16 protein-coding genes and 2 pseudogenes are annotated in these 23,167 nt (G+C 34.0%); 5 read left to right on the top strand and 13 right to left on the bottom strand.

Going from position 1 to position 23,167, the window contains the following annotated elements; all coding sequences use genetic code 11:
* Positions 1-2: 2 nt before the first annotated feature.
* A complete protein-coding gene (locus tag DCC35_RS02185; RefSeq protein ID WP_137089246.1) occupies positions 3-422 on the top strand; it encodes a secondary thiamine-phosphate synthase enzyme YjbQ in 420 nt (139 codons plus the stop codon).
* Positions 423-425: 3 nt separating this feature from the next.
* Here the strand turns inward: DCC35_RS02185 and DCC35_RS02180 are convergent, their stop codons facing one another.
* From DCC35_RS02180 to DCC35_RS02160, 5 genes are all read right to left on the bottom strand, one after another.
* The gene (locus tag DCC35_RS02180; RefSeq protein ID WP_137089245.1) at positions 426-2,516 is read right to left on the bottom strand and encodes a GAF domain-containing protein; all 2,091 of its coding nucleotides are present in this window, start codon (positions 2,514-2,516) and stop codon (positions 426-428) included.
* A 65-nt stretch (positions 2,517-2,581) separates the two neighbouring features.
* Positions 2,582-2,821 carry a hypothetical protein gene (locus DCC35_RS02175; protein WP_137089244.1) on the bottom strand — a complete coding sequence of 80 codons (240 nt, stop codon included), beginning with the start codon at positions 2,819-2,821 and terminating at the stop codon, positions 2,582-2,584.
* On the bottom strand, positions 2,818-3,219 hold the full coding sequence (locus DCC35_RS02170; protein ID WP_137089243.1) for a class I SAM-dependent methyltransferase: 402 nt from the start codon (positions 3,217-3,219) through the stop codon (positions 2,818-2,820). The genes DCC35_RS02175 and DCC35_RS02170 overlap by 4 nt, the downstream gene beginning before the upstream one ends.
* On the bottom strand, positions 3,212-4,135 hold the full coding sequence (locus DCC35_RS02165) for a patatin-like phospholipase family protein (protein ID WP_137089242.1): 924 nt from the start codon (positions 4,133-4,135) through the stop codon (positions 3,212-3,214). Before DCC35_RS02165 ends, DCC35_RS02170 begins: the two co-directional genes overlap by 8 nt.
* 42 nt (positions 4,136-4,177) lie before the next feature.
* Positions 4,178-5,011 carry a hypothetical protein gene (locus tag DCC35_RS02160; RefSeq protein ID WP_137089241.1) on the bottom strand — a complete coding sequence of 278 codons (834 nt, stop codon included), beginning with the start codon at positions 5,009-5,011 and terminating at the stop codon, positions 4,178-4,180.
* A 58-nt stretch (positions 5,012-5,069) separates the two neighbouring features.
* Between DCC35_RS02160 and DCC35_RS02155 the strand changes: the two genes are divergently transcribed.
* The 3 genes from DCC35_RS02155 (at position 5,070) to DCC35_RS02145 (ending at position 9,121) form a co-directional block, all read left to right on the top strand.
* The gene (locus DCC35_RS02155; protein ID WP_137089240.1) at positions 5,070-6,044 is read left to right on the top strand and encodes a hypothetical protein; all 975 of its coding nucleotides are present in this window, start codon (positions 5,070-5,072) and stop codon (positions 6,042-6,044) included.
* 6 nt (positions 6,045-6,050) lie between these two features.
* Positions 6,051-8,480 (top strand): zinc-dependent metalloprotease, encoded by a 2,430-nt coding sequence (locus tag DCC35_RS02150; protein WP_137089239.1) that lies wholly within the window; start codon positions 6,051-6,053, stop codon positions 8,478-8,480.
* 131 nt (positions 8,481-8,611) lie between these two features.
* The gene (locus DCC35_RS02145; protein ID WP_137089238.1) at positions 8,612-9,121 is read left to right on the top strand and encodes a hypothetical protein; all 510 of its coding nucleotides are present in this window, start codon (positions 8,612-8,614) and stop codon (positions 9,119-9,121) included.
* An 8-nt stretch (positions 9,122-9,129) separates the two neighbouring features.
* Here the strand turns inward: DCC35_RS02145 and serS are convergent.
* Positions 9,130-10,400: pseudogene (gene serS, locus DCC35_RS02140) on the bottom strand (serine--tRNA ligase).
* A gap of 241 nt (positions 10,401-10,641) precedes the next feature.
* Here serS and rho point away from each other — a divergent pair.
* Positions 10,642-12,321: a transcription termination factor Rho gene (gene rho, locus DCC35_RS02135; protein WP_137092576.1), complete on the top strand. Its 1,680-nt coding sequence runs from the start codon at positions 10,642-10,644 to the stop codon at positions 12,319-12,321.
* Positions 12,322-12,376: 55 nt separating this feature from the next.
* Here rho and DCC35_RS02130 read toward each other — a convergent pair whose 3' ends face one another.
* The 7 genes and pseudogenes from DCC35_RS02130 to DCC35_RS02100 all read right to left on the bottom strand — a co-directional run bounded on the left by DCC35_RS02130 (position 12,377) and on the right by DCC35_RS02100 (position 23,107).
* The gene (locus DCC35_RS02130) at positions 12,377-14,221 is read right to left on the bottom strand and encodes a tetratricopeptide repeat protein (protein ID WP_137089237.1); all 1,845 of its coding nucleotides are present in this window, start codon (positions 14,219-14,221) and stop codon (positions 12,377-12,379) included.
* A 318-nt stretch (positions 14,222-14,539) separates the two neighbouring features.
* Positions 14,540-16,249: an Ig-like domain-containing protein gene (locus DCC35_RS02125; RefSeq protein WP_137089236.1), complete on the bottom strand. Its 1,710-nt coding sequence runs from the start codon at positions 16,247-16,249 to the stop codon at positions 14,540-14,542.
* Positions 16,239-17,126 carry a methyltransferase domain-containing protein gene (locus DCC35_RS02120; protein ID WP_137089235.1) on the bottom strand — a complete coding sequence of 296 codons (888 nt, stop codon included), beginning with the start codon at positions 17,124-17,126 and terminating at the stop codon, positions 16,239-16,241. Before DCC35_RS02120 ends, DCC35_RS02125 begins: the two co-directional genes overlap by 11 nt.
* Positions 17,126-18,990, bottom strand: a pseudogene (mnmG, locus tag DCC35_RS02115) (tRNA uridine-5-carboxymethylaminomethyl(34) synthesis enzyme MnmG). Before mnmG ends, DCC35_RS02120 begins: the two are co-directional and overlap by 1 nt.
* A 96-nt stretch (positions 18,991-19,086) precedes the next feature.
* The gene (ybeY, locus tag DCC35_RS02110; RefSeq protein ID WP_137089234.1) at positions 19,087-19,536 is read right to left on the bottom strand and encodes an rRNA maturation RNase YbeY; all 450 of its coding nucleotides are present in this window, start codon (positions 19,534-19,536) and stop codon (positions 19,087-19,089) included.
* Entirely contained in the window at positions 19,536-19,937 is a 402-nt protein-coding gene (locus DCC35_RS02105) for an ATP-binding protein (protein WP_137089233.1), read from the bottom strand. The genes ybeY and DCC35_RS02105 overlap by 1 nt, the downstream gene beginning before the upstream one ends.
* A gap of 2 nt (positions 19,938-19,939) precedes the next feature.
* Positions 19,940-23,107 carry a DUF4175 family protein gene (locus tag DCC35_RS02100; RefSeq protein WP_137089232.1) on the bottom strand — a complete coding sequence of 1,056 codons (3,168 nt, stop codon included), beginning with the start codon at positions 23,105-23,107 and terminating at the stop codon, positions 19,940-19,942.
* Positions 23,108-23,167: the final 60 nt, after the last annotated feature.

Below are 23,167 nucleotides of genomic sequence, written 5' to 3'. Positions count from 1 at the left end.
TTATGGGAGTATATCAAAAGGAAATAGCTTTAGAACCAAAATCGAGAGGTTTTCATGTTATCACAGATGCAATAGATAATGCATTGACTGACTGCCCATTCGATAAAGGGCTTTGTACAATTTTTATCAAGCATACTTCTGCCTCCTTATTGATTAACGAATCAGCAGATCCAGATGTCCGAGTGGATTTTGAAAGTTATATAAATCGGGCTGTTCCCGAGAATGAACCTTATTTCATACATAATTATGAGGGTCCGGATGATATGCCTGCTCATATCAAAGCAGGCTTGTTTGGGTCATCAGTAAATATTCCGATTACAAAAGGTAAATTAAATCTCGGCACATGGCAGGGAGTTTACCTTGCAGAACACAGAGATCATGGAGGGTCAAGAAAAATAGTAGTAACTGTTATTGGAGAATAATAACTATTTTCCTTTTAACCCCTTATAAATATCTTTTAATTTTTCAATATCCTCCTCACTCGGTTTTTTTCCATTCACATTAACTAGAGTAGAATCCTGGATTCTGGAATATATGGCGATTGAATCAATAATTCCCTCGACTTCGATAGGATATATCTTTAATTCGTGATTGGTATCAGGGTTTCCGTCTATTATGCTATTATCAAAAGTTTGTTTTTCTCCTTTAAACGCCTGGTCAAAATATTTTTTCCACTGCGATTTATCTAATGATGCAGGCAGGTTATTTAGAAAATTAATTCCTTCTTCAATAGTAAATGGAAATTCAGTAGTTGCCGCCTTATTTACCATTAAAGTATTATACTCGGAATCTAGTAAAATAATCCCTTCTTCAATGCTATTGAAGGTACTTTTATACCTGGTTTCTTTTTTCTGGATCTCCTGAGATCCCCTCATCATTTCTTCCTGGGTCGCTTGTAGCTCCTCCATATTTTGACGCATTTCTTCTTCCTGAGATCGCATTTGCTCAGTCATTTCCTGCGATTCGGCTAGGAGCTTTTTCGTATTCTGATTTATCTTAACAGAAGAAATAGCTGAAGCTATATTTTCAGAAAGATTTTCAATGAAATCCATTTCGTGTTTTTTGAATTCATTAAAAGAGGCCAATTCAATTATGCCGTAAACAATATCGTTTACTTTTAACGGAACAATATATAACGCCGATGGTGTTGCTCCGCCGAGGCCGGATTTAATGGTTGCGTAATTATCCGGAATATCCTTTAAGTAGATGGCCTTTTTTTCAAGATAACATTGACCCACTAAACCTTCTCCAGGGATCATTTCCTGCTGAAGAAACTTTTGTCTGTCAAAAGCATATGCTCCTACAAGATTTAAAGTGACTTTTTCATTCTGATCTTCTACACCGTTAGCTATAAATATTCCGCCCTGGTTTATATCCAGGTATTTTACAAGAGAAGTGATTAATTCCTGTCCAAGTAAATTAATATCATCAGAATGTTTTCTAAGAATATCCCCAAATTCTGCATATCCCCTGTTTGCCCAGTTTCTTTTTTCAGCATCATCAGAAACCACTTTAAGGCTATCTCTCATCTCAGCAAGTGAATCTCCTAATTCACTACCCTCTTCAAAAACTGTGATGGAATTATCAAAATGACCCTGACCTACTTCTAAAGCAAAAGATTTAACAGATTTTAGATTTTCAGTAAGCTTATTTATAGAATCATGAATTTCAGAAGTTTCTTTTAATCTTGAAGCACGAGTTTTTGGTAAATTTCCTTTACTCAATTCGCTAACCCGTTTATTTATCCTGGCAATAATTCCGTTGATACTCTTTTGGACGATAAAAGTCAAAACCGAAACTAAAATTGCAAATAAGAAAGTCAGAAAACCGCCGATATAAAATCTTCTGTCTAAAGTAGTCAGAGTTTCTTCTGTTTTTTGCAACCGGATTTCATGGAGCCCGATTGCTACTTCCTCTAGTTCATCATTTAATTGATTTTGTTTCTCTACAATATTTTCCAGATAATAAGCGGACCAGGCAGGGTTAGAAGATATATTTGAAGACAACTGATCGAGCTTATAGTTAACCTCTTCCTGCGAAATTAGGCCTGTAAGTGAGTCGGCTTCAAAACTTAACTGAGAAATTTTACTTTCTATTTTCTCTTCGTTATCAATGGCCTTACCCAGCAAGCCAATTTTGGTAATGATCTGATTTAAATCATTTTTTATATTAATAAATGAGGTTTTATATTTTTGTGCTTCAACGGGAAGATCCTTCCATAAAGAATCAATTGCCACTATATGGTTTTTTGCCTGGTTAAGAATCTCCTGCTCATCTCTTTGAGAGTTAGATGTTATTGTTCTGTTTAAAACGGCTAAAGGAATCGCTTCATTAATACTGTTTTTTACTATAGATAATCTCGAGTTAATTTCTTCTGTAGCAACAATTCCGTTCTGAATGTTTTTTCTGGCAGAGAAGTCTCCCCAAACCAGAAAAATAAATATTAATAAACTGAAAATGAATGCAAGTAAAAAACTAGCAATAAGTCTTGTCCTTAGAGAATTGAATCGTATCATCTGATAAAAGTAGGATCCGTTAATTAAAAAATTCTAGCCTCATAAAAATAATGCATAAAAGTAGATTAAAAAGAATTATCTGCTAAATCAAAATCTACGAATATATTACAAGCTTGGTGATAGTTGGTTTTTTTTAAAAATAATAGTCGCCATTTCTCTTTTTTTGCAGGGACTTCCACAATCTTAAGAGGTTCAATCAGTTCATGATTTGAAACTAATGATTCTATAAGGCTATATTGAGGAATGAAATTAAAAGGCACATCTTCATCTTCGTTATCAATAAAACATTTGACGGCTGTCCTCATAAAAAAACTCCATCAGGTTTCAATACTCTTAGCGCTTCTTTCCACCAGTTAAGAAATTGACTTTTATTTTCTGAAAAGTGGGCAACAGCACTATGTAATATGACATCGAATTGATGTGGGGCAAAAGGCAGATCTCCGGCAGAGCCAATCATAAACCGCTCTTTTTCATTTCTGTATTTTTCATTTAGAGAAGCAGAATATATACGTAGCATTTGAATAGCAGAAGGATTGACATCTATGCCATGTATGTCAAAAGAATTTTTTAAAAACCAGATTAAGTTTCTTCCTTCTCCACAACCAATATCTAAAATTTTATCAGTGCTTTTAAATCTGCCTTTCAATATTTGATCAAGCAAATAAATGTCTGTATTGCCAAATGAGCTAATTTCCTCATTCATACAATTGACCTTCCTTTTTCATATATTCTTCAAGCTTTTCAGACATAAGCTCTTTACCATGAGCAATAAATTCTTCCGCCCTGTGAAAATCGAACGTTGAACCTGCCTTTTTGGAAACTTCGATCAATATATCGACCGGATATTGACTGATGGTCAGTTCAGTAATGCGGTTTTGCATCAAATCGATGCTCTCCTTCATTAAATCGAGCATTCCTAATTTTTTTGCAGGCTTTTTCGATTCTTTAGGAGAACTATCTCCTCCTGTTGCATTGTTATACCACTTTGCAACTGCTTTCTGAAAGATCATTAACGTTTTACTTTCTTCGGGAGGATCAGGTATAAATCCTTTTGGTGGATGATAAGTAATCCTGGAATTAATATCAACAGCTACTATTAAGTCATAATCTCCGGGAGGAAGGCAATCGATCGGAAGCGGATTAAGTACCCCGCCGTCAATATATTCAATGTCATCGATTTGATATGGAGTTACTACAGTTGGAATTGCTACTGTGGCCCTCAAAGCATCCACCATACTTCCTGTAGAAAAAACTTTTGTTTTGGATCCGTGAAAATCAACAGCTGTAATTGAAACCGGAATTTTAAGGTTTTCTATTTTAACATCGGGAATAAACTTTTCAAGTTCTCGAAATACTTTTTCTCCACGCATAAACCCTCTGGAATTAAGGGTGATATCCATTAATCTTAAAACTGATACCCGGTCGAGCGAGCAAACCCAGTCTTTATAAGTTTTTAAATGTCCGCTGGAATAATATGCTCCGATCAGAGCACCAATACTACTTCCTGAGATGCCGGTGATTTCCATCCCGGCTTCTTCAATCGCTTCGATAACCCCGATGTGGGCAATTCCCCGGGCACCTCCACTCGATAATACTAATCCGACTTTTTTGGTTGACATTCTTAAAAATTAAAGTTTGCCAACAATTTAATGAAAATCTTATTAATTAGAAGACGCTAAAACACTTTCATCTACCTCAAGTGCTTTTTTCTCCCCATCAATATCATCAATGATATTCTTTATCAGAGGGTAAGCAATGCTAATCATGTTTTTTACACCTTCTTCAGATCTACTTTGAAGCATTGGATATACCTGGAAGTTAGGAAGTGGTTTTCCTGTAATTTCATTAATGATAGAAGAACCATCATAAAGTAATGTCATTGATGACCCAGGTAAAAAGGGCTCAATTCCCGGATGATTATAGGTCGCTAAAATGTGATTTTTAATTGAAGGATCAATAGTAGCTGCTTTAATAGCTATATGAAATTTAATTCTGTCAAACTCCAGGTCACCATTTTTCAAAAAATATTCATAACCTGAATCATTGTACATACTTCCATCTGCAAAAAGAAATACATAGGTAAATTTCCCTTTATCTTCTGAAAGTTCTTTCATTAAGCCTTTAACCAAAGCAATTGATAAAGAGTTATCATAAACCTCCTGGTATTTCTGATCAACAGGAACAGTTATTAAAACAATATCCTTAGACTTACCATCAGCTGCGCCAAAAATATTCTGACCGCGATACGTATGATCGTTTGCGCTGATATCATATTGCTGAGAAGTTTTTCCTTCGATATCTTCAAGTTTTTCATCAACAGCTTCACTAAGCATATTGTGTAAAACGACAATACCGTGAGATCCGCTCGGTCTGTTAATAACAACCGGGTTTGATACTTTAGAATAGTAATCAAACACTTCTTTTTCTATATCTTGGGCAAAACCGAGATTAGTAAATAGAAAAAGTAAAAAAATGTGTAATCGAAATCTTTTCATAATTTTACAATAGCTGGTTGAAAAATTCGGTTAAATAATAAAAGTTCAAAAATTGTATATGCGTATATCTTATCTTTCAATGCTAATTTACATCATTTTGTGTGCTCCGGTGCAGGCTCAGTATAGCTTTCACCAGGCAAACATTACACGCATACAAAAAGAGACTAACTCTTTACCTTTTCCGGATGATCTCAGGTCCGAACAGCTCATTGTTTTAATAGACGATAGAAATTCTGAAGAGTCGTGGTTTAAGATTGCATCTCAATTTCATGAGCCTCTTAAAGAAGCAGGAGTCGACTTATCAGCCTATTATCGCTTTTCTACTGTGCTAGGTACAAAAGATTTTTTTAAGAATTTTAAGAAATACTACGAACTCCGGGAAATAGGATATATAGCCTGGATATATTTCGATAAAAATTTATGGAATTTCAGACTAATTCCTTTGGATAAGCTTTTATTTGGGAATCTACCCTTAAAAACTTACATAGAAACAGATCCGTCAATTAAGGGATTATCTTCAAAATTAGCCAGGAAAGTTATCAGACAAGATAAGAAAAGAAAAAATCTCTTAATTCCTGATGAACCATTATTTTATAACTACACTGACCCATTTGAAGGTAAAAGATTTGATAATTATAATATAAATCTCCAAAGCTTTAAACTGGCCGTTCCAAAATTTCATTATATTTCTGAAGATCCGGAGGAGCAAGAAGCAATAAAAAGAGCTAATGAAGAACTTGCTAAAATAATGGATCTATATCCTTTTGAATATGAACTTACTGAACCCGGAGAGGAAGAAGATGTTTTAGCAAGAAAAGGATTTAAGTTTATTTTAATTCCATCCTATGGCAGTGAACACGACTTGAAAAAGATTTTGGGTTATAAATATGAAAACATCCCTGACAATGTGATGTTTAAATATTATATCAGGCAGTTATCAGATGGAGATATTCATTTGGGTCCAGATTGGGATGGAGCAGAAACGTGGCAAAAAGCTCTTAAAAATCATTTAAACGGAATAACTAATCAATAAACCATAATGAAAAACATATTTTTTGCGGGTGTTTTGCTGATTTTGATATTAGCAGATATCGATACTTTCGCCCAGAAAAGAAAAAAAAAGAACAAGGATAAGGATAATACTGAGCAATCAGACAATGGTCTAAAACCCTTTTCAAAAGTAATAAGCGCTGAGGATAGTGTACATACCGGGCTTTTTACCATTTACGAAAAAAAGGACGGAAAAATCTTTTTTGGAATTGATGAAGATTTACTGAATAAAGAAATTCTTGTTGTAAGCCGAATATCTGCAACTATTCGAAATTTTAACTTCGGCGGTGCCGGAATGAAATCAAGACCTCAACAGGTAATCAGATGGGAAAAACAAAATGACAATATTTTGTTACGCTCCGTGTCATATAATTCTGTTGCTGACAATGACCACCCGATTTATGAATCGGTAAGAAATAATAATTTTGAACCAATTATCAAATCATTTGAAATAGAAACCATTAGCTCTGATAGTAGCTATGTTTTTGATGCAACTTCATTATTTACCGAGGATATAAATCTTATCGGTCCCCTTGATGATGATCAGAGAAAAGAATTTGGTATTAAGAAATTAGATGGTTCCAGAAGCTTTATTAAAAGGATAAAAGGGTTTCCGGAAAATGTAGAAGTGCGCCATGTATTAACTTATGAAGGAACTAAACTTCCTGATAATAAACTCAGTCAATCTCTCTCGCTTGAAATGAATCAGAGTTTTATCGAGCTACCGGAAATTCCCATGCAAAAAAGAAACTATGATCCTCGGGTAGGCTTTTTTAGTGTAAGACAATACGACTATGGTGTAGATGAGCAAAGAGCTGAAACCAAAAGATTCATCACCAGATGGAAATTAGTTCCCAAGGATGTGCAAGCATATAAAAATGGGGAATTAAGCGAGCCGGTTAAACCAATAGTTTACTATATAGATCCGGCTACACCTGAAAAATGGAGAAAATATATAAAGCAAGGCGTTGAAGACTGGCAAATTGCCTTTGAAAAAGCTGGTTTTAAAAATGCTATAATAGCTAAGGATCCTCCAAGTAAAGAAGAAGATCCTTACTGGAGTCCGGAAGATGTGAGGTATTCAGTAATAAGATACGTGAGTAATCCAATTCAAAATGCTATGGGACCTCATGTGCATGATCCAAGAACCGGTGAAATTCTTGAATCAGATATTATCTGGTATCACAACGTGATGAATCTTCTGAGAAACTGGTATTTTATTCAAACTGCTGCAGCCAATCCGGAAGCGAGAAAGGTAAAATTTGAAGACGAAGTGATGGGCAAACTTATCAGATTCGTTTCTGCTCACGAAGTTGGTCACACCCTGGGGCTGCCTCATAACATGGGTTCTAGTTATGCTTACCCTGTAGATTCTTTACGATCACCGGAATTTACTGCCAAAATGGGAACAGCTCCATCAATTATGGATTACGCCAGATTTAATTATATAGCTCAACCTGAAGATAAAGGAGTTTCTTTCCTGCCTAAAATCGGTCCATATGATTTTCATTCAATCGAATGGGCTTACCGATATTTTCCGGATACCGATCAGAAGAGACAGAACGAAATTCTAAATGACTGGCTTGTAGATAAAGGCGATTCCCTGATTTATCGCTATGGCCCTCAACAAAGAAATATTATAGATCCTACTTCACAAACTGAAGATCTGGGCAATGATCCTGTTAAAGCTGGAAAATATGGTATTGCTAACCTGAAAAAAATTGTTCCTAAATTACCTGAATGGACTTTTGAAGAGGGAGAAGACTATTCCCAACTAGAAGAATTATATAACCAGGTTATTGGCCAATGGAGAAGATATCTTTTTCACTCAGCCAATAATGTAGGCGGAGTTTTCAGGCAACCAAAAGTTTTTGGCCAGGAAGGACCAATGTTTGTACCTATATCCAAATCCCGTCAGAAAAGTACGTTAAATTTTGTTTACGAAAATGGTTTTAAAACTCCAAAGTGGCTTATAAACAAAGATGTACTAGAAAAAATAGATGATCATGACAAGGTAAAAAGAATCTCTTCAGTTCAATTGAGCGTATTAAGAGGATTGATGAATGAAGATAGACTAGAGCGGATGATCGATTTAGAATCCAAACACGGAGATGATCAATACAGTGTTAATGAGTTTTTTATTGATTTAGAAGAAAGCCTGTTTGAAGAATTCAACTCTAGAAATAATCCCGATAATTTCCGTCAGGCGCTACAAATGCAATACATCAATACACTTGCAAAATTCATAGATGCTGAAAATGATAGTACTCACTTAAAAATAAAAGTAGCCGCTACGGCAGCACTAAATAGATTAAAAGATGATCTATCGGTAATAAACAGACAGGTCACCAGAGGAAATTTTTCTGATTATGGCAATGCATTGCAAAGAATAATTAACATTGCCCTTAAGGAAAATTAACATCTAAAAACTGAAATTTTATGTTGAAATAATTATATTTAATAAGATGGTTCTTTTATTCATCGAAAACTGATTGGGTAGAAGAACCATGTATGCCCCCTGATCGTTTTAGGAATACAAATAATAAGAATATGAAAACCAAAACCTTAACTTTAAACGATTACAATTCAATACTCGACGGAAAAGATCTGAAAGTATTATTTGTAGGTAATAACCCGGGCTACCTAAGTCAACTTATTCAGTTTTTAAAAAAAATTAGGACAATATCATTTAATTTTGATACCGCTTTTGATCTTAAAGAATCCTTGCAGAAGGCGCTGAGTTTAAAACCCAGATGTATTGTAATTGACGATGAGAATCTTGATAAAGTAGAGATTGAACAAATGCTTGAAGATCTTCAAAAAAATAAGGATACAGAAAATATTGCTGTTACCCTTATTAAGCATGATAATTATAAAGAGTTCTATTCATTCAATATTCAGGATTATTTACTTGATAAAAATATATCAGGAGAAAACCTTTCACGATCGATTTTGAATGCAATAAAATTTAAAAGAACTCAAAGGTATTTGTATAAAACCTATAAATCGAGCAAAAATCAGGTCAAAAACCTGATTAGCTCGATGTCTTCTTTAAAATAAAAACAGGATTAGATCCTGTCAAACCCGGTGTACTTTTGTAGAACATCGGGTATTTTTATACCTTTTTCATCCTGGTTATTTTCCATTACCGCAGCAAGAATTCTCGGTAATGCGAGGGCACTTCCATTTAAAGTGTGAAGTAGTTGAGTTTTATTATTTTCATTTTTATATCTCAACTTTAACCTATTCGCCTGGTACGTTTCGAAATTACTGACTGAACTTACTTCCAACCATCTTTTTGTGCAGCGCTGTATACTTCCATATCAAATGTTAAGGCAGAAGTAAATCCTAAATCACCGGCACAAAGTCTTAACACTCTATAAGGAAGCTCCAGTTTTTTCAATAACCCCTCAACGTGTTCGCACATTTTTTCTAAAGTCGAATACGAATCTTCAGGTTTAGTTATCTGAACAATTTCAACTTTATCAAATTGGTGTAATCTGTTTAATCCTCTAACATGAGCACCCCATGATCCGGCTTCTCTTCTGAAACAAGGCGTATAACCAACATTTTTAACAGGAAGATCTACCGGCTTTATTATCACGTCCCGATACATATTTGTAATTGGAACTTCAGCTGTAGGAATTAAATATAAATCATCTTCAGTAATGTGGTACATCTGTCCTTCTTTGTCAGGAAGCTGACCTGTTCCTATTCCACTTGCTTCATTAATCACCAATGGAGGTTGAACTTCTGTATAACCAGCTTCTGCCGCTTCATCCAGAAAAAAATTGACCATTGCTCTAAGTAATCGAGATCCTTTTCCTTTATAAACAGGGAATCCCGCACCGGTTATCTTAACTCCAAGATCAAAATCTATTATATCATACTCTTTAATTAGTTCCCAGTGTGGTTTATTATTTTCATGAAGTTCAGGAATTGTACCCCAACTTCGTATTTCCTCATTATCCTCTTCACTATTTCCTGCGGGTACACTTTTATGAGGTACATTAGGAATATCATATAAAGCCTTGATCAAGTCATTTTCTACTGTTTTTTGATCTTCAGCTAAATTTTTGCTTTCTTCTTTCAAAGCGGAAGTTTTTTCTTTTATTGCATTGGCTTCATCCTTTTTGCCTTCTTTCATCAAGCGTCCTATATCTTTAGCCAAGGTTTTAGACTCACTTAATATACTATCCAATTTAGTCTGGGTATCTTTTCGCTTTTGATCTAGCGCTATAACCTGGTCAAGTAATTCTTCTGCATTATTGATTCCCCTCTTTTTTAATCCGGCAATCGCATCAGATTTATTTTGTTGTACCCGCTGTATTTCTAACATTTTATATTCCTATTTAAATTTCCGCCTAAAATTAAACCATTTTTTATATCGTAGGAAAACAGATTTAATTTTATTAAATTAAACTTAAAATAATTTGTTAAAGCCAAGAGCTTAGTATAATATTGCAATACACGGGTGGCACATCTGTTGCCCAGTATCACATCTAAATTTCAATAAATCAAATTTACCTATTGGTTATTTTTAAATAATCATCTTAAACACTCCTGTTTTATTAATGTATATGTACAACATTGAAGAATTGCAATTGAAACTTCTTTCAGAATTGAAGGAAATTGCAGAAAAACTCGAGATTAAGGGTTTTAAAAAGTTAAACAAAAAAGATCTTATCTACGCCATTCTTGATGAGCAAGCTGTAAATCCTTCAAAAGCTTCGAAGAAAGACAAATCTGAAGACAGTAGCCCATCCAAAGATCAGGAAAAACCTAGCAAAAGACCGAGAACGCGTATTAAAAGAGCAAACGTAACTAAGCAACCCGTAGCCACGAGTAACAAGAAAGAAAGTTCCGGCGAAAAATCTGCTGAAGAAAATCTGGAAGATTTTGAAATGAAAGTAGACGAAAGCATCACAAAATTTGACAATGATAAGAAAAAATTATCTGACAGCGGATCAAAAAAACATTCCGACTCTAAAAGTTCATCTAAAGAATTTTACAATAAAGATACTAGTTCCAAAGGTAGAGACCGAGGAGATAGCAGGGATAATAGAGATAGTAGAGAAAACAAAAGCCAGGGACGAAGAAGTAATCAAAAATCAAATGGTTCTGAAGCATTCAGCGTGAAAGAATTTGAAGGCGTTATCATTAATGAAGGCGTTCTTGAAATCATGCAGGATGGATACGGCTTCTTAAGATCATCTGATTATAATTATCTGGCCAGCCCGGATGACATTTATGTTTCACCTTCTCAAATTAAACTTTTTGGTCTTAAGACCGGAGATACCGTTCGTGGTCAGATCAGACCTCCAAAAGAAGGTGAAAAATATTTTGCCCTATTGAGAGTTGAAACTGTCAATGGAAAAACCACTGAAGAAATCAGGGATAGAATTCCTTTCGAATATCTAACTCCGTTATTTCCTGAAGAAAGACTTAAACTAAGTACTCGTCCGGATAATTACAGTGTTAGAATTTTAGATATGTTTGCGCCTATCGGTAAGGGTCAGCGTGGAATGATCGTTGCTCAACCGAAAACCGGTAAAACTGTTCTTCTTAAACAAATTGCCAACGCTATTGCAGAAAATCATCCGGAATGCTACCTGATGATCTTACTTATTGATGAGCGTCCGGAAGAAGTTACCGACATGGCTCGTAGCGTTAATGGCGAAGTAATTTCTTCAACCTTTGACGAGCAAGCAGAACGTCATGTAAAAGTATCGAGCATGGTTCTGGAAAAAGCAAAAAGGCTGGTTGAATCAGGTCACGATGTTGTGATTCTGTTAGATTCTATTACCAGGCTGGCAAGGGCATACAATACTGTAGTTCCTAGTTCAGGAAAAATATTATCTGGTGGTGTTGATGCCAATGCTCTTCACAAACCTAAGAGATTTTTTGGTGCAGCCCGTAATGTTGAAAATGGTGGTAGCTTAACAATAATTGCTACAGCATTAATCGACACCGGATCGAAAATGGATGAAGTCATCTTTGAAGAATTCAAAGGAACCGGTAACATGGAACTTCAGCTCGACAGAAAATTATCTAATAAACGTGTCTATCCTGCTGTTGATGTAATGGCATCGGGTACTCGTAAGGAAGATCTGTTGATCGATAGAGAAGAACTTCAAAGAATTTGGATACTTAGAAAATACATGTCAGACATGAATTCTAATGAAGCGATAGATTTCCTTTTAAGTAAAATGAGAGGTACGATAAGTAATGAAGAATTCCTTCTTTCAATGAACGGATAATTACTTATAAAAAATATAAACAAGAAGGCCGGTGATTAACCGGCCTTTTTTTATTTTAAATAGATCCTGAATCTGAACTCTGATCTCCTTCTCTTAAAAGTCGCAATCTCCTCCGTACATCTGTCGAATAAACACTTGCCGGATATTTTTTTAAAAACTCAAGATAGATTATTACTGCTTCATCAACATTTCCAATTTTTTCTTCAAGCAAAATTCCCTTTTCATAAAGGGCATTATCACCTTTTATATCAAAAGAATAATTTTCAATGACGATATTAAATTCATTAATTGCTTTTTCGTATCGGTTGGTTAACTTATAAATCCTTCCTAGTTGATAATGGGCTTCATCAATTATTGGATCTTCAGGATATTTATTAATTATTTCATTATAAATACTTTCTGCACTATCTAACTGGCCTCGAAAAATATAAAGATCAGCTTTTGCAAATCGCTGCAGTGCAACTGAAGAAGTATCATAGGCAAGATTATCCTGTATAAGCAAACTCAATTCCATTGCATCATTCGATATGATTCTGGAAGTTGCTTCTTTTAAAACATCAAGCTGTGATTTTGCTAAATTAAAATCACCACTGTAATACCATAATTTCGCATTTCTCAATTTTGCCCTGAACCCTATATCACTTTCCTTATTTGCCTTATCCACCTGTCCATATAGCAAGGTAGCTTCCCAGGGTTCCCTCTTTAACAGGTAGATATCACCCAAATCTAATTTAGCTTCATCCCGAAGTTCTTTTTTTACACCTGGATAATTAATTACAAACTTTAATGTTTCTACAGCTTCTTCCACATTTCCCATATAAAAAGCCTGTAAATATGCTTTATTTTTTAGGCCCTCGAGTACATAATTATTAATTCCAATCTCCTCCTTCAATTCAGAATAAGCTGTGATAAGATCTTTGATTCTGACACTATCAATTGGATAGGTGTTAATGACTATTTCCTGCTTCACCTCTATGAGGCTTTTCTTGGCTATCACGTAGTTCGAATGATCCTTGTCAGGGTATTGCTCCATTACATACTGATAGCTCCTCTCAGCTATCTCATATTCCTTATTTGCTCGCGCAGTATTTCCAAGGTTTAATACTATTTGACCTTTAGCTCCTCTTCTCTTATCAAATGCCCTCGCCTGGATGTAAGCACCAAAGAAATCATTCATCTGAATATGAACCCAAACCAGCAGATCGTTATAAAGATAATTATTAGGTTCTTTTTGAATCCTTTCGATCAACAATTGTTTCAAACTGGGAAAATCATCTTCTGTAAGATATACCTGAAAGACTCTTTTAATGTAAGATATATTCTGGGGATTTTGCTCTGCGAAAAGTAGAAACTCATTGACCATTTCGTCTTTTCTATTCAAAATACGATATATGTTAGCAAGATCTATTGCATACATATCTGCTTTTCCGGTTACATCTCTCGTTTTTAAATATGATTTTACTGCATAATCAGAAAGGTCATTTCTTACCATATAATGTGCAGCCATCTGAACTTGTGATGGATTGTATGCAATGCGATTTACCAACATATCCATATGGTCTTCCAGCTTTCTATCTTTATTCATGTACTTATATAGAATGCCCTGATCGATTTGATAAAAAATATTATCAGGATTGTGTTTGATCAGTTTATCGAGATGAACTTGTGCCTCGTCATAAAGGGCTTTATTTAATAAAATATCAAAATAATTTTTGTGGATAAGTGATGTGTTAAGCCGGGATCCGGAAAGATCTCTATAAATCGTTAAAGCTTTATCAACAGATCCTTCCTTATAATATGAATCGGCAAGCGCAATCCTGTCGCGGTCTTGTCCAATTATTATTACCGGAATAAAGAATAATAAAACTGAATAGAAAATGATGTTTTTTAACTTATTCACAAATTCAACTCCCCTATATATATTAATATATATTATTTAAAAAAAGATTATTAAAAACTATTATACTGTGGATTTGTGGAAAACTACCTCCTATTAATTTACTTAATTTTTCTCTACAAAGTTATCCACTTCCCTCTTTTATTTATTTCTTTATTTAAACACCCCGGATTCGATTACCGGAAAAAGTTATCCACTTATGTTGATATAGTTTTTTAGCTATTTGTATATAACTCTTCCCAACATATGTCTGTGGATTGAGGTCCTGTTTTTAGGGATAACTTTTATTTTATTGTTGATGTTGAATACCTCGATAAGTTATTAACCTTTATCCACATTTGATGACTCACTTGTCAACAGGATATCCATATCAAAATTCTCCCCCGTATATTCCCACTTTTCTCTCAGATTGAATTGCTTTACATTATTAATTATTGGTTCCGGGAGTATTCCTTTTAAGATGTTTCCTATATCATGTTGTCTGTTATTATTTTGATCGACAATTATTCTCATTTTATAATCACCGGGCTCCACAAAATCAAATCGATACTCCGGATTTTCTTCAGTGACGTATTTCTCATAGACGACATTATTATTTTTTTGAAGTTGAATGATTGCTCCGGAAGTAAGATTTTCAATTGCTCCAGAAAGGATCGCATACTTATCCCTGTCTGGAAATGTGAAACTTTGATTTAAACTTTGAGATGAATCATTTCTTACTGATATAAATGAAGCGGTACTATAATTAAGAATGATTTTGTTTCTGTTGATTTTATTCAATGAATCATTTCTAATAATATCATAAACGAAGGAGGTATCATTAAATAATATAGTAGTGGCTGCAATAGTTTTATATTCGTTGATAAGTGAAGTATTTATCTGGTAATTATCCTCATCTATCAAAACTGTATCTAAATATAGCTTTAAACTATCTTTTATTATTTTAATTATGGGTTTGTTAGATATTATTTCTGAGTAAACAGTATTATTTAATACTAATTTTCTATCAGAATTAATTTTTGTAGTAAACTCTTCGCTCCCTCTCCTCGATGGTCTGCGTTTAATCCATATAGTATCTGTCGCTGTATTATCAATAGAATCGGATACTGTAATTACTGTATGGATACTATCGATCATCGTAGTATCAGGATAGAATATTACTTTTTTATTATTCGAAGAAAGATTGAATGCAGGTATTTCTTTATCATTTATAGATTGTAGTTTTTCAACACTTATTCCTTTATTATAATTAACAGCAAAATTTAAACCGTCAGGTCTAGAATTGTTTAATTTAATATCCTGGATATTGATTTTTATCATATCCATATTTACCTGCTGTAAAGAAGAATTTAATTCCAGGGTATCTGGTATAAAGGCAAACGATTCGGAATTTGATTCGAGCAAGAGATTTCTATTTTGATCTTTTATAGCTCTCAGAAGATATCTTCCATTTTTAATATTTGTAAATTTATATAAACCTGAATCATTTGTTTCTATAACATATCTTGGTTTAACCTCTCTAAAATCTGCAGTATCGTTTGGAATATATAATCCTACAATAGCTTGTTTTGAAGGTTCCCCTGTGAATAGATCTTTTATTTTTCCACCGATGGAAAGAGAGTCAATATATGATCCGGTACTAAATGCCAGATATAAATTTTCCGGACTATTATCTTCATTAAGATCTCCAATTGCCTCGCGGAAATTTAGTGTATAAGTTGTATTGGAATCAAGCTCATCATTAATAGTAATAGTAAGTTTGTTTCTTTTTACACTGTATGTATAGTCTTCAATCCTGGGACTTATTATTAGTTCTTCTTTTATTTTATTTGCCTTAATATCTTCATTGAACTCTAAAATTATTTCATTCGGAGTTACATTGGTTGATTGATCATCGGGATATATATTAACCAACTCAGGGGGAATTGTATCTTTAGGTCCACCAGTTGGAGGAACCTGGTTGGCACAAGAATTTCCAAATAAGGAAATTATTAATATAAAGATGAATATTAAAAAGTATTTATTTCCCATTTCTAAAAATATATATTTTACTGGATTGCTGGTTTGTAAATAATGAGGCTAAATTAGATATCATGCCAAAGATACTTCCTTTGATTGTTGCCATATATGATTTCTTATGTTTTTCACTAAGGATAGAAACATAGGGAGCATCAAACCACATCGGTTTATCATCAACGAATTTAATATTAAAATCTGATGCTAATTTTATTAAATCATTTTTTCTGAAATGGTATAAATGCCTGGGAACATCATATGCTGCCCAATCACTTTTATAATATTTCTCATCAAAACTTTCTCTGTTGGGTACTGCAATAATCAGGATTCCATTGAGTTTAAGAATCGCTTTTAACCTTTCAAATTGATTTTTCAAGTCCGGTACATGTTCCAACACATGCCACATAGTTATAACATCAAAATTTTTATTTATCTTTTCCCAGTTGTCAATTAAGGTAATACCATGTGTTGTTTTTGCTACATTTCGAGCATCTGAATCAGGCTCAAATCCCTCTGCTTGCATACCATTTCTATTGCAGAAGTTAACGAAGTATCCGGTTCCTGCTCCGACGTCCAGTAGGTTTCCATTTTTGTCTTTACTGTATTTACGAACAAGATTGTATTTAATTTTGAGACTGAAATCCCTCACCCTTTTATATACTTTATTCGTTAGTCCTTCATCAGTATCTGAATGAGAAATATAGGTATCACTTTTATAATACTCACCTAAATGTTCATCTGCTGGTCTTGGACTAGTAAATCTAAACCCACAGTCTCTACATTCTACTAGCTGAAAAAGTTCACCGCTTACTGTATTATCTCTGCATTTAAAAATGTCTATAAAAGAAGAATGCCCACAGATGGGGCAATCTTTTATTTCTATCTTATTCATTATTTACCTAAATAAACCATTAATATTGAAATGTCAGAAGGGCTAACCCCGCTAATCCTTGAAGCCTGGCCAATGGTTTCAGGAGATATCTTTTTTAGTTTCTCCCTACCTTCAGCTGAGAGGGCTGATAATTTATCATAATCAAAAGCTGTAGGAATTCGATGAGTTTCTATATTCTTCATCTTCTCGGCCATTTGTTTTTCTTTGGTAATATAATGATCGTATTTGATCTGAATTTCTGCTTGCTCGAGAATGATGTCTTGATATTTTCCAAGATACTCATCCGTTACGGGAGTCAATTCTTTAACCTTTTTAATTGAGAGCTCTGGTCTTTTTATAAGTTGGCTCAGGCTTTGCTTTTCTTTAAGGCCTGCAGAATTCATTTCAGTTAATGTTTCATTAACTTCTTTCGGGGTAACCTTTTTTTGATTCAGATCATTAAGTAAATGTTTAAGATCTGTTCTTTTATTGTTAACCGCTTCTACCCTTTTTTCATCAGCCAGCCCGAGGTTATAACCTATGTCAGTCAGTCGAAGATCTGCATTATCCTGACGAAGAAGAATTCTGAATTCAGCTCTGGATGTAAACATACGATACGGTTCTTCAGTACCTTTATTGATCAGGTCATCAATTAGTACTCCAATGTATGCTTCGTCTCTTGATAGAATAAAAGGGTCTTTATCATTGATTTTATTATGAGCATTTATACCTGCCATTAATCCCTGACAAGCTGCTTCTTCATAACCAGTAGTACCATTTATCTGTCCTGCGAAATAAAGGTTTTCAACACCTTTAGTTTCCAGAGTATTTTTTAATTGTGTTGGCTGGAAGAAATCATATTCGATAGCATAGCCAGGTCTAAACATTTTAACATTCTCGAAGCCTTCAATCTTTTTAGGGCGTTGTATTGTATATCCTCAGGCAAAGATGTACTGAAACCATTAACGTATACTTCAACAGTGTCCCATCCTTCTGGTTCTACAAATATCTGGTGACGGTTTCTCTCCGCAAATCGATTTATTTTATCTTCAATGGAAGGACAATACCTCGGTCCTAGTCCCTGTATTCTTCCATTAAACATTGGAGATCGATCAAAACCCTGTCTCAATGTTTCATGAACTTCTTCACTTGTATAGGTAATGTAACATGATCTTTGTTGAATTAGTGGTTTTGTTTCGTCACTAAAAGAAAACTTCCCAGGATTTTCATCTCCCTCCTGTTCTGTCATTTTATTATAATCTAATGATCTACCATCTACTCTGGGAGGTGTACCAGTTTTCATTCTTCCAGATTCAAAACCAAGAGATACCAGTTGTTCTGTAATACCTTTTGCAGATCTTTCCCCTGCTCTTCCACCTCCGAATTGTTTTTCACCTATATGTATAAGGCCATTCAAGAATGTTCCATTTGTTAATACGACAGCTTTTGCTCCTATTTCTAAGCCCAGGGAAGTTTGAATACCGGTAACTTTATTGTTTTTTACAACAAGGCCAGTCACCATCTCCTGCCAGAAGTCAACATTTGTATTGCGTTCTAATGCCAATCTCCATTCCTCCGCAAACCGCATTCGATCATTTTGTGTTCTGGGAGACCACATTGCAGGACCCTTAGACATGTTTAGCATCCTGAATTGGATCATTGATTTGTCAGATACAATACCTGACATTCCACCTAAAGCATCTATCTCTCGGACTATTTGTCCTTTAGCCACACCACCCATAGCCGGATTACATGACATCTGCGCTATAGTATTCATATTCATGGTAGCTAATAAAACTTTAGATCCCATCTTAGCAGCACAATAAGCAGCTTCACAACCTGCATGACCACCACCAACTACAATAACATCGTACTCTTGAAACATATAGTTCTATAATTAAATTGTTCCACGTGGAACAGTATTGTTAAGTGTTTCACGTGGAACAGTTGTAATAATTTTCTTACTGATTATTTATTATAATTATTGTTCCACGTGGAACATCTTGTTGTATTTGTTTAATGCATTATCTTCAGCTAATCTCATATTATCTGATTCTTCATCTGTTTTATCTTTAAATCCTACCAGATGCAAAAATCCATGTATAATTACTCTTCTGATTTCCTCGTTGAACGACAAACCCAAAGAATCAGCGTTGTCTTTTACACGATCAATGCTTATAAATATATCACTCTCTACTTCTTCATTTTCAGATTCTCTATTGTCAAACGTGATAATGTCGGTTAGATAATCATGATTCAAATATTCTTTATTGATATCTAATAAATATTTATCAGAGCAAAAGATATAATTGATATCATTGATTTTTACATCGTAAAAATCTGCCATCTGGTTAATCCATTCTTTAACCTGATTTTCTGATTGAAGATCAAATGAAATATCCTCGCAGTGAAAAGAAATAGATTGATCCATTAGTTAAGATAAAAAGTTAATATCACCCTTTTTCCCTCATCTTCAAATGCAACTTCGTCACTAAGGTGTTTCATTAAAAAGATTCCACGCCCACCGGGTTTGTCAATGTTTTCAGGTGCAGTAGGGTCTGGAAGCGTTTCATAATCGAAACCCTCTCCTTCATCCTCTATTTCAAATTGTATTGACCCCTCGGTAAATATTAGTGATAAATATACACTTTTATCCATCACATTCTTATTTCCATGCTGGATCGCGTTGTTTACAGACTCTGTTACAGCTACCATTATGTTACCGTAAACCTCATCTGTCAATTGATATTTTTCCTTCGCATTGTCGATAAAACTTTCTACAATGCGAATGTTTTCCGTAATGGAGGGAAAATCAATCTTAATAGATTTCATTTTTAGTTTGTCGTTTTTTGTATTTTGTTAATATACTTATTTACTTCTCTTTTGTAATAAGGGTTCAAATTTAATGGAACCGTCTTTAATAATTCTATTTCTTTTTCCATCTCCCTTATATATTTTTTAAATGATGGTGGTATTTTCTGGTAATCCTCCTTAGCCGTCTCCCCTTTTCGTTCATCGTCCATTTCTCTTTCTTTCATTGCTTTTTCAAATTCAAGCATTCGAGTCATGATTTCTTTTTGACGCTCGATGGTTTTTTCCGTGATATTCTTGTTAACGAGGTCTTCTTCATTTTCCTCCATTTTCTTTATAATATCACCACCTATTCCAGAACCTCCATCTTCGTTATTTAGCTCCTCTTTCATTTCCTCCATCATTCTTCTTATTCTCTCCTGTTCTGCTGCATAACGAGCAAGTTCTTCAGAAAGTTGCCTTCCTGTTTTACCACTTTTCTTTAGTTGCTCTATTTTATCACTCAATTGTTGCTGAAGCTGTTTTAAGCCTGGCATTCCTTGTTGTTTACCATCTTTATTATTAGGCATACCCATTGCATTAGCCATCGCTTGTTGCATTTGCTGCATAACGTCATCTAATAATAAGGCCAAATTGTTCATATGCATCATTGCAAATTGCTGATCAGCTACTGCTTCCTTAACTTTTTTCTCCTTTAAAAGAGTTACCGCTTCATCTATTTGTTTATTCATTGAAGCAAGCTCCCGGGTTACTGTCGCTTCAATCACAAAAACTCTTGAAGCCAGGCTTCGCAAGCTGTCTTCAATAATTTTAGAATCATTTTTTATTTCTAGTTGCTTATTAGACAGTGATTTATAACGAGGATCACTATTGTCAAGTTTTGAAAGAGATTGAAAAAGTTCCTCCTGGTCTTTACTGATTTTAATTAAATTTTCAAGTAAAAATCTTAAGTCATCCAGATTTTCATTCATAGATTCCATTTCCATGCTTTGTTGCATGCCAGAAAGAGACTGTTGCATCTTTTTCATCTCTTCATTTGTCTTTTTCTGTTGGTCATTAATTTTTGAAGGATTACTATTTTTCTGGAGTTCTTCTATGCTTTTTTCTAAATTTTCATCAATATTCTCCTGTTCCTGTTCTGTGTTTTCAAGATTTTTCGGATTTGATAATTCATTATTGATTTCCTCCAGCTCATCCATGGAGTTTTTTAAATCTTCAAATTCTTCTTTAATCTTTTCTTGCTTGTTAAGCTCCTGATTTCCTTCGTTTTGCTCAGAAAGTTCCTGCTGCTCCTTTTGTAATTCATCTAACTGATCAATATTTTCCTTAAGCTTAAGATCAAATTGAAGTTGCTTAAAAAGTTCTAATGCTCTGTCAAGGTTTTGTTCTAATTCCTTTTCATTGAATTGGATATTCTCTAATTGTTCCTGAATCTCATTTAAATTTGATTGATCTTCAAGCATTTTTTGAAGCTCCTCATATAACCTTTTAGTCTCCTCATCTAAAAGGTCATCCATTAACTTTTGTAACTTCTCACTCTTGTTTTTTAGGTTTTCATCTAATTTATTAAACCTTTTTTGCTGCTCATTTAATTCATTATAAGATTCTTTCATCTTTTGAAGCTCTTTTCTAAGCTCTTCCTGCTTTTCAAGAACCTCTTTCAATTCCTGCTTATCATTATATTCTAATTCTTTCTTCGTTTTAAGCTTTTGATTGACATCATCAAGTTGTTTGTTTAATTCTTGTGCTTGTTCAATTTGTTTTTGAATACCTGATTCTGTTTCAGCCTTTCTTTGAGCAAGTTCCTCTTTAATTTCCTTTGTGCTTGGAAGGTTTAGGTTTCGCTTTGAGGTACTGGTCGCTTTATGTCCGTTAACCGCATCATTATCCCAAATAGTAAGATAATATTCTACCCCGTAATCAGAATTATTTAATAAGGAATCAATATTCCATTGATAATAAAAACCCGCGCTGTTTTGCTTGGGTATTGAAATGTTAATGCTACGGAATTTTTTTTCAGGATTATTTCTGAAAAATAACTTTAATCTTGTTAATCCATAATCATCTGTAACCTTCCCTCCTATAATAACATAGGAATAAAGTACACTGTCAAGTTGGGTTTGATATTCGATGGCCGGATATTTATCTTTTATGACTGAAAGTTCAATATTTGAAGCTATTTCTTTTTGGCCATCCTTACCTATGAGTGAAAGTGATAAATTCTGAGGGAAAATAGCGCTTTTATTATAAGTTAATTTACTTATATTTTGACTAATATTTTTAATTATTCTGTTGGTGTCATCTGAAATGACTGCCTGGTCAGCAAATTGTGTTTGCCAATTGAATAAAAGCTTGGTTCCTTCAGGAACTATAATATTATTTGTGTTACTAAAGCTCTCATCTTTAAGTCCTGTATATGCGGGATAATCTGCCTGAATATTTAAAGAAGTTATCATTGGCTTGTCGACAACTTTTAAATTATATGTTACAGATTGATACCCTGCTGCCTCAAAGTAAAATTCAAAACCTCTTTGAATTTGTTCTATGATTAAAGAGTAAGTATTATCTTCTGATTTGTTTAGTGAATATGTTCTGGTCGGTGTAACTAAATAACAATTTTCAGGAATCTTCTCGCCTTTTAAACTCACTGAAATTATCGCTTTATCGCCTCTTTTATATGTAAGTGTATTTGATAGAAGATCAAAATTAAACGGAGCTGGTTTTACATAGTGTTTATCAAAATTAATCAGTCGTTCTGTGCTTTGAGTTATAAAGGAAGGATAGAAAAATAAAAGGATTAAAACTAATCCAATAGGAGGAGCAGCGTATTTGAGATATTTTTTTAATTTGCTAAAATTTACCGCATCTGAAAAATCAAATTTATCCAGTTCATTTATCCTTTTGGAAATTTCAGCTTGAATTAATGATTGATCGCCTAAAGAGATAGATCGTAACTGCAATGTATTTATTAACCTGTCATTTATTTCTGGAAAATGTTTTCCTATAAATATTGCAGCACTCTCATCAGTAAGTAATTTATCAGATCGTAAAAGCCGAATAAAGGGTATAATCAAGCCTGCGATTACTAATGAAATAAATGTAATTGACAGAATTAAAAATAAAATAAACCTCACTGACCCTGAGAAATAGGAAAAATATTCCAGGGCTGAAACGATAAGGTATATTCCCAAAAAAGAAGTCAAACCAATAATGCTATTCTTTATCAGCTTGCGCGTATAAAATCGTTTCTT

The sequence above is a fragment of the Mangrovivirga cuniculi genome (genome assembly GCF_005166025.1).
Classification (GTDB): domain Bacteria; phylum Bacteroidota; class Bacteroidia; order Cytophagales; family Cyclobacteriaceae; genus Mangrovivirga; species Mangrovivirga cuniculi.
Note: the sequence above shows the minus strand (reverse complement) of the source record. Positions and strands in the feature narration are given on the sequence as shown.

Bases quoted from the DNA above. Each gene is read 5' to 3' on its own strand.
- DCC35_RS02145 (WP_137089238.1), top strand. From the start codon at position 8,612: ATGAAAACCAAAACCTTAACTTTAAACGATTACAATTCAATACTCGAC.
- ybeY (WP_137089234.1), bottom strand. From the start codon at position 19,536: ATGGATCAATCTATTTCTTTTCACTGCGAGGATATTTCATTTGATCTT.
- DCC35_RS02180 (WP_137089245.1), bottom strand. From the start codon at position 2,516: ATGATACGATTCAATTCTCTAAGGACAAGACTTATTGCTAGTTTTTTA.
- DCC35_RS02165 (WP_137089242.1), bottom strand. From the start codon at position 4,135: ATGTCAACCAAAAAAGTCGGATTAGTATTATCGAGTGGAGGTGCCCGG.
- DCC35_RS02175 (WP_137089244.1), bottom strand. From the start codon at position 2,821: ATGAGGACAGCCGTCAAATGTTTTATTGATAACGAAGATGAAGATGTG.
- DCC35_RS02155 (WP_137089240.1), top strand. From the start codon at position 5,070: ATGCGTATATCTTATCTTTCAATGCTAATTTACATCATTTTGTGTGCT.
- DCC35_RS02160 (WP_137089241.1), bottom strand. From the start codon at position 5,011: ATGAAAAGATTTCGATTACACATTTTTTTACTTTTTCTATTTACTAAT.
- DCC35_RS02170 (WP_137089243.1), bottom strand. From the start codon at position 3,219: ATGAATGAGGAAATTAGCTCATTTGGCAATACAGACATTTATTTGCTT.
- DCC35_RS02185 (WP_137089246.1), top strand. From the start codon at position 3: ATGGGAGTATATCAAAAGGAAATAGCTTTAGAACCAAAATCGAGAGGT.
- DCC35_RS02150 (WP_137089239.1), top strand. From the start codon at position 6,051: ATGAAAAACATATTTTTTGCGGGTGTTTTGCTGATTTTGATATTAGCA.
- DCC35_RS02125 (WP_137089236.1), bottom strand. From the start codon at position 16,249: ATGGGAAATAAATACTTTTTAATATTCATCTTTATATTAATAATTTCC.
- DCC35_RS02105 (WP_137089233.1), bottom strand. From the start codon at position 19,937: ATGAAATCTATTAAGATTGATTTTCCCTCCATTACGGAAAACATTCGC.
- rho (WP_137092576.1), top strand. From the start codon at position 10,642: ATGTACAACATTGAAGAATTGCAATTGAAACTTCTTTCAGAATTGAAG.
- DCC35_RS02120 (WP_137089235.1), bottom strand. From the start codon at position 17,126: ATGAATAAGATAGAAATAAAAGATTGCCCCATCTGTGGGCATTCTTCT.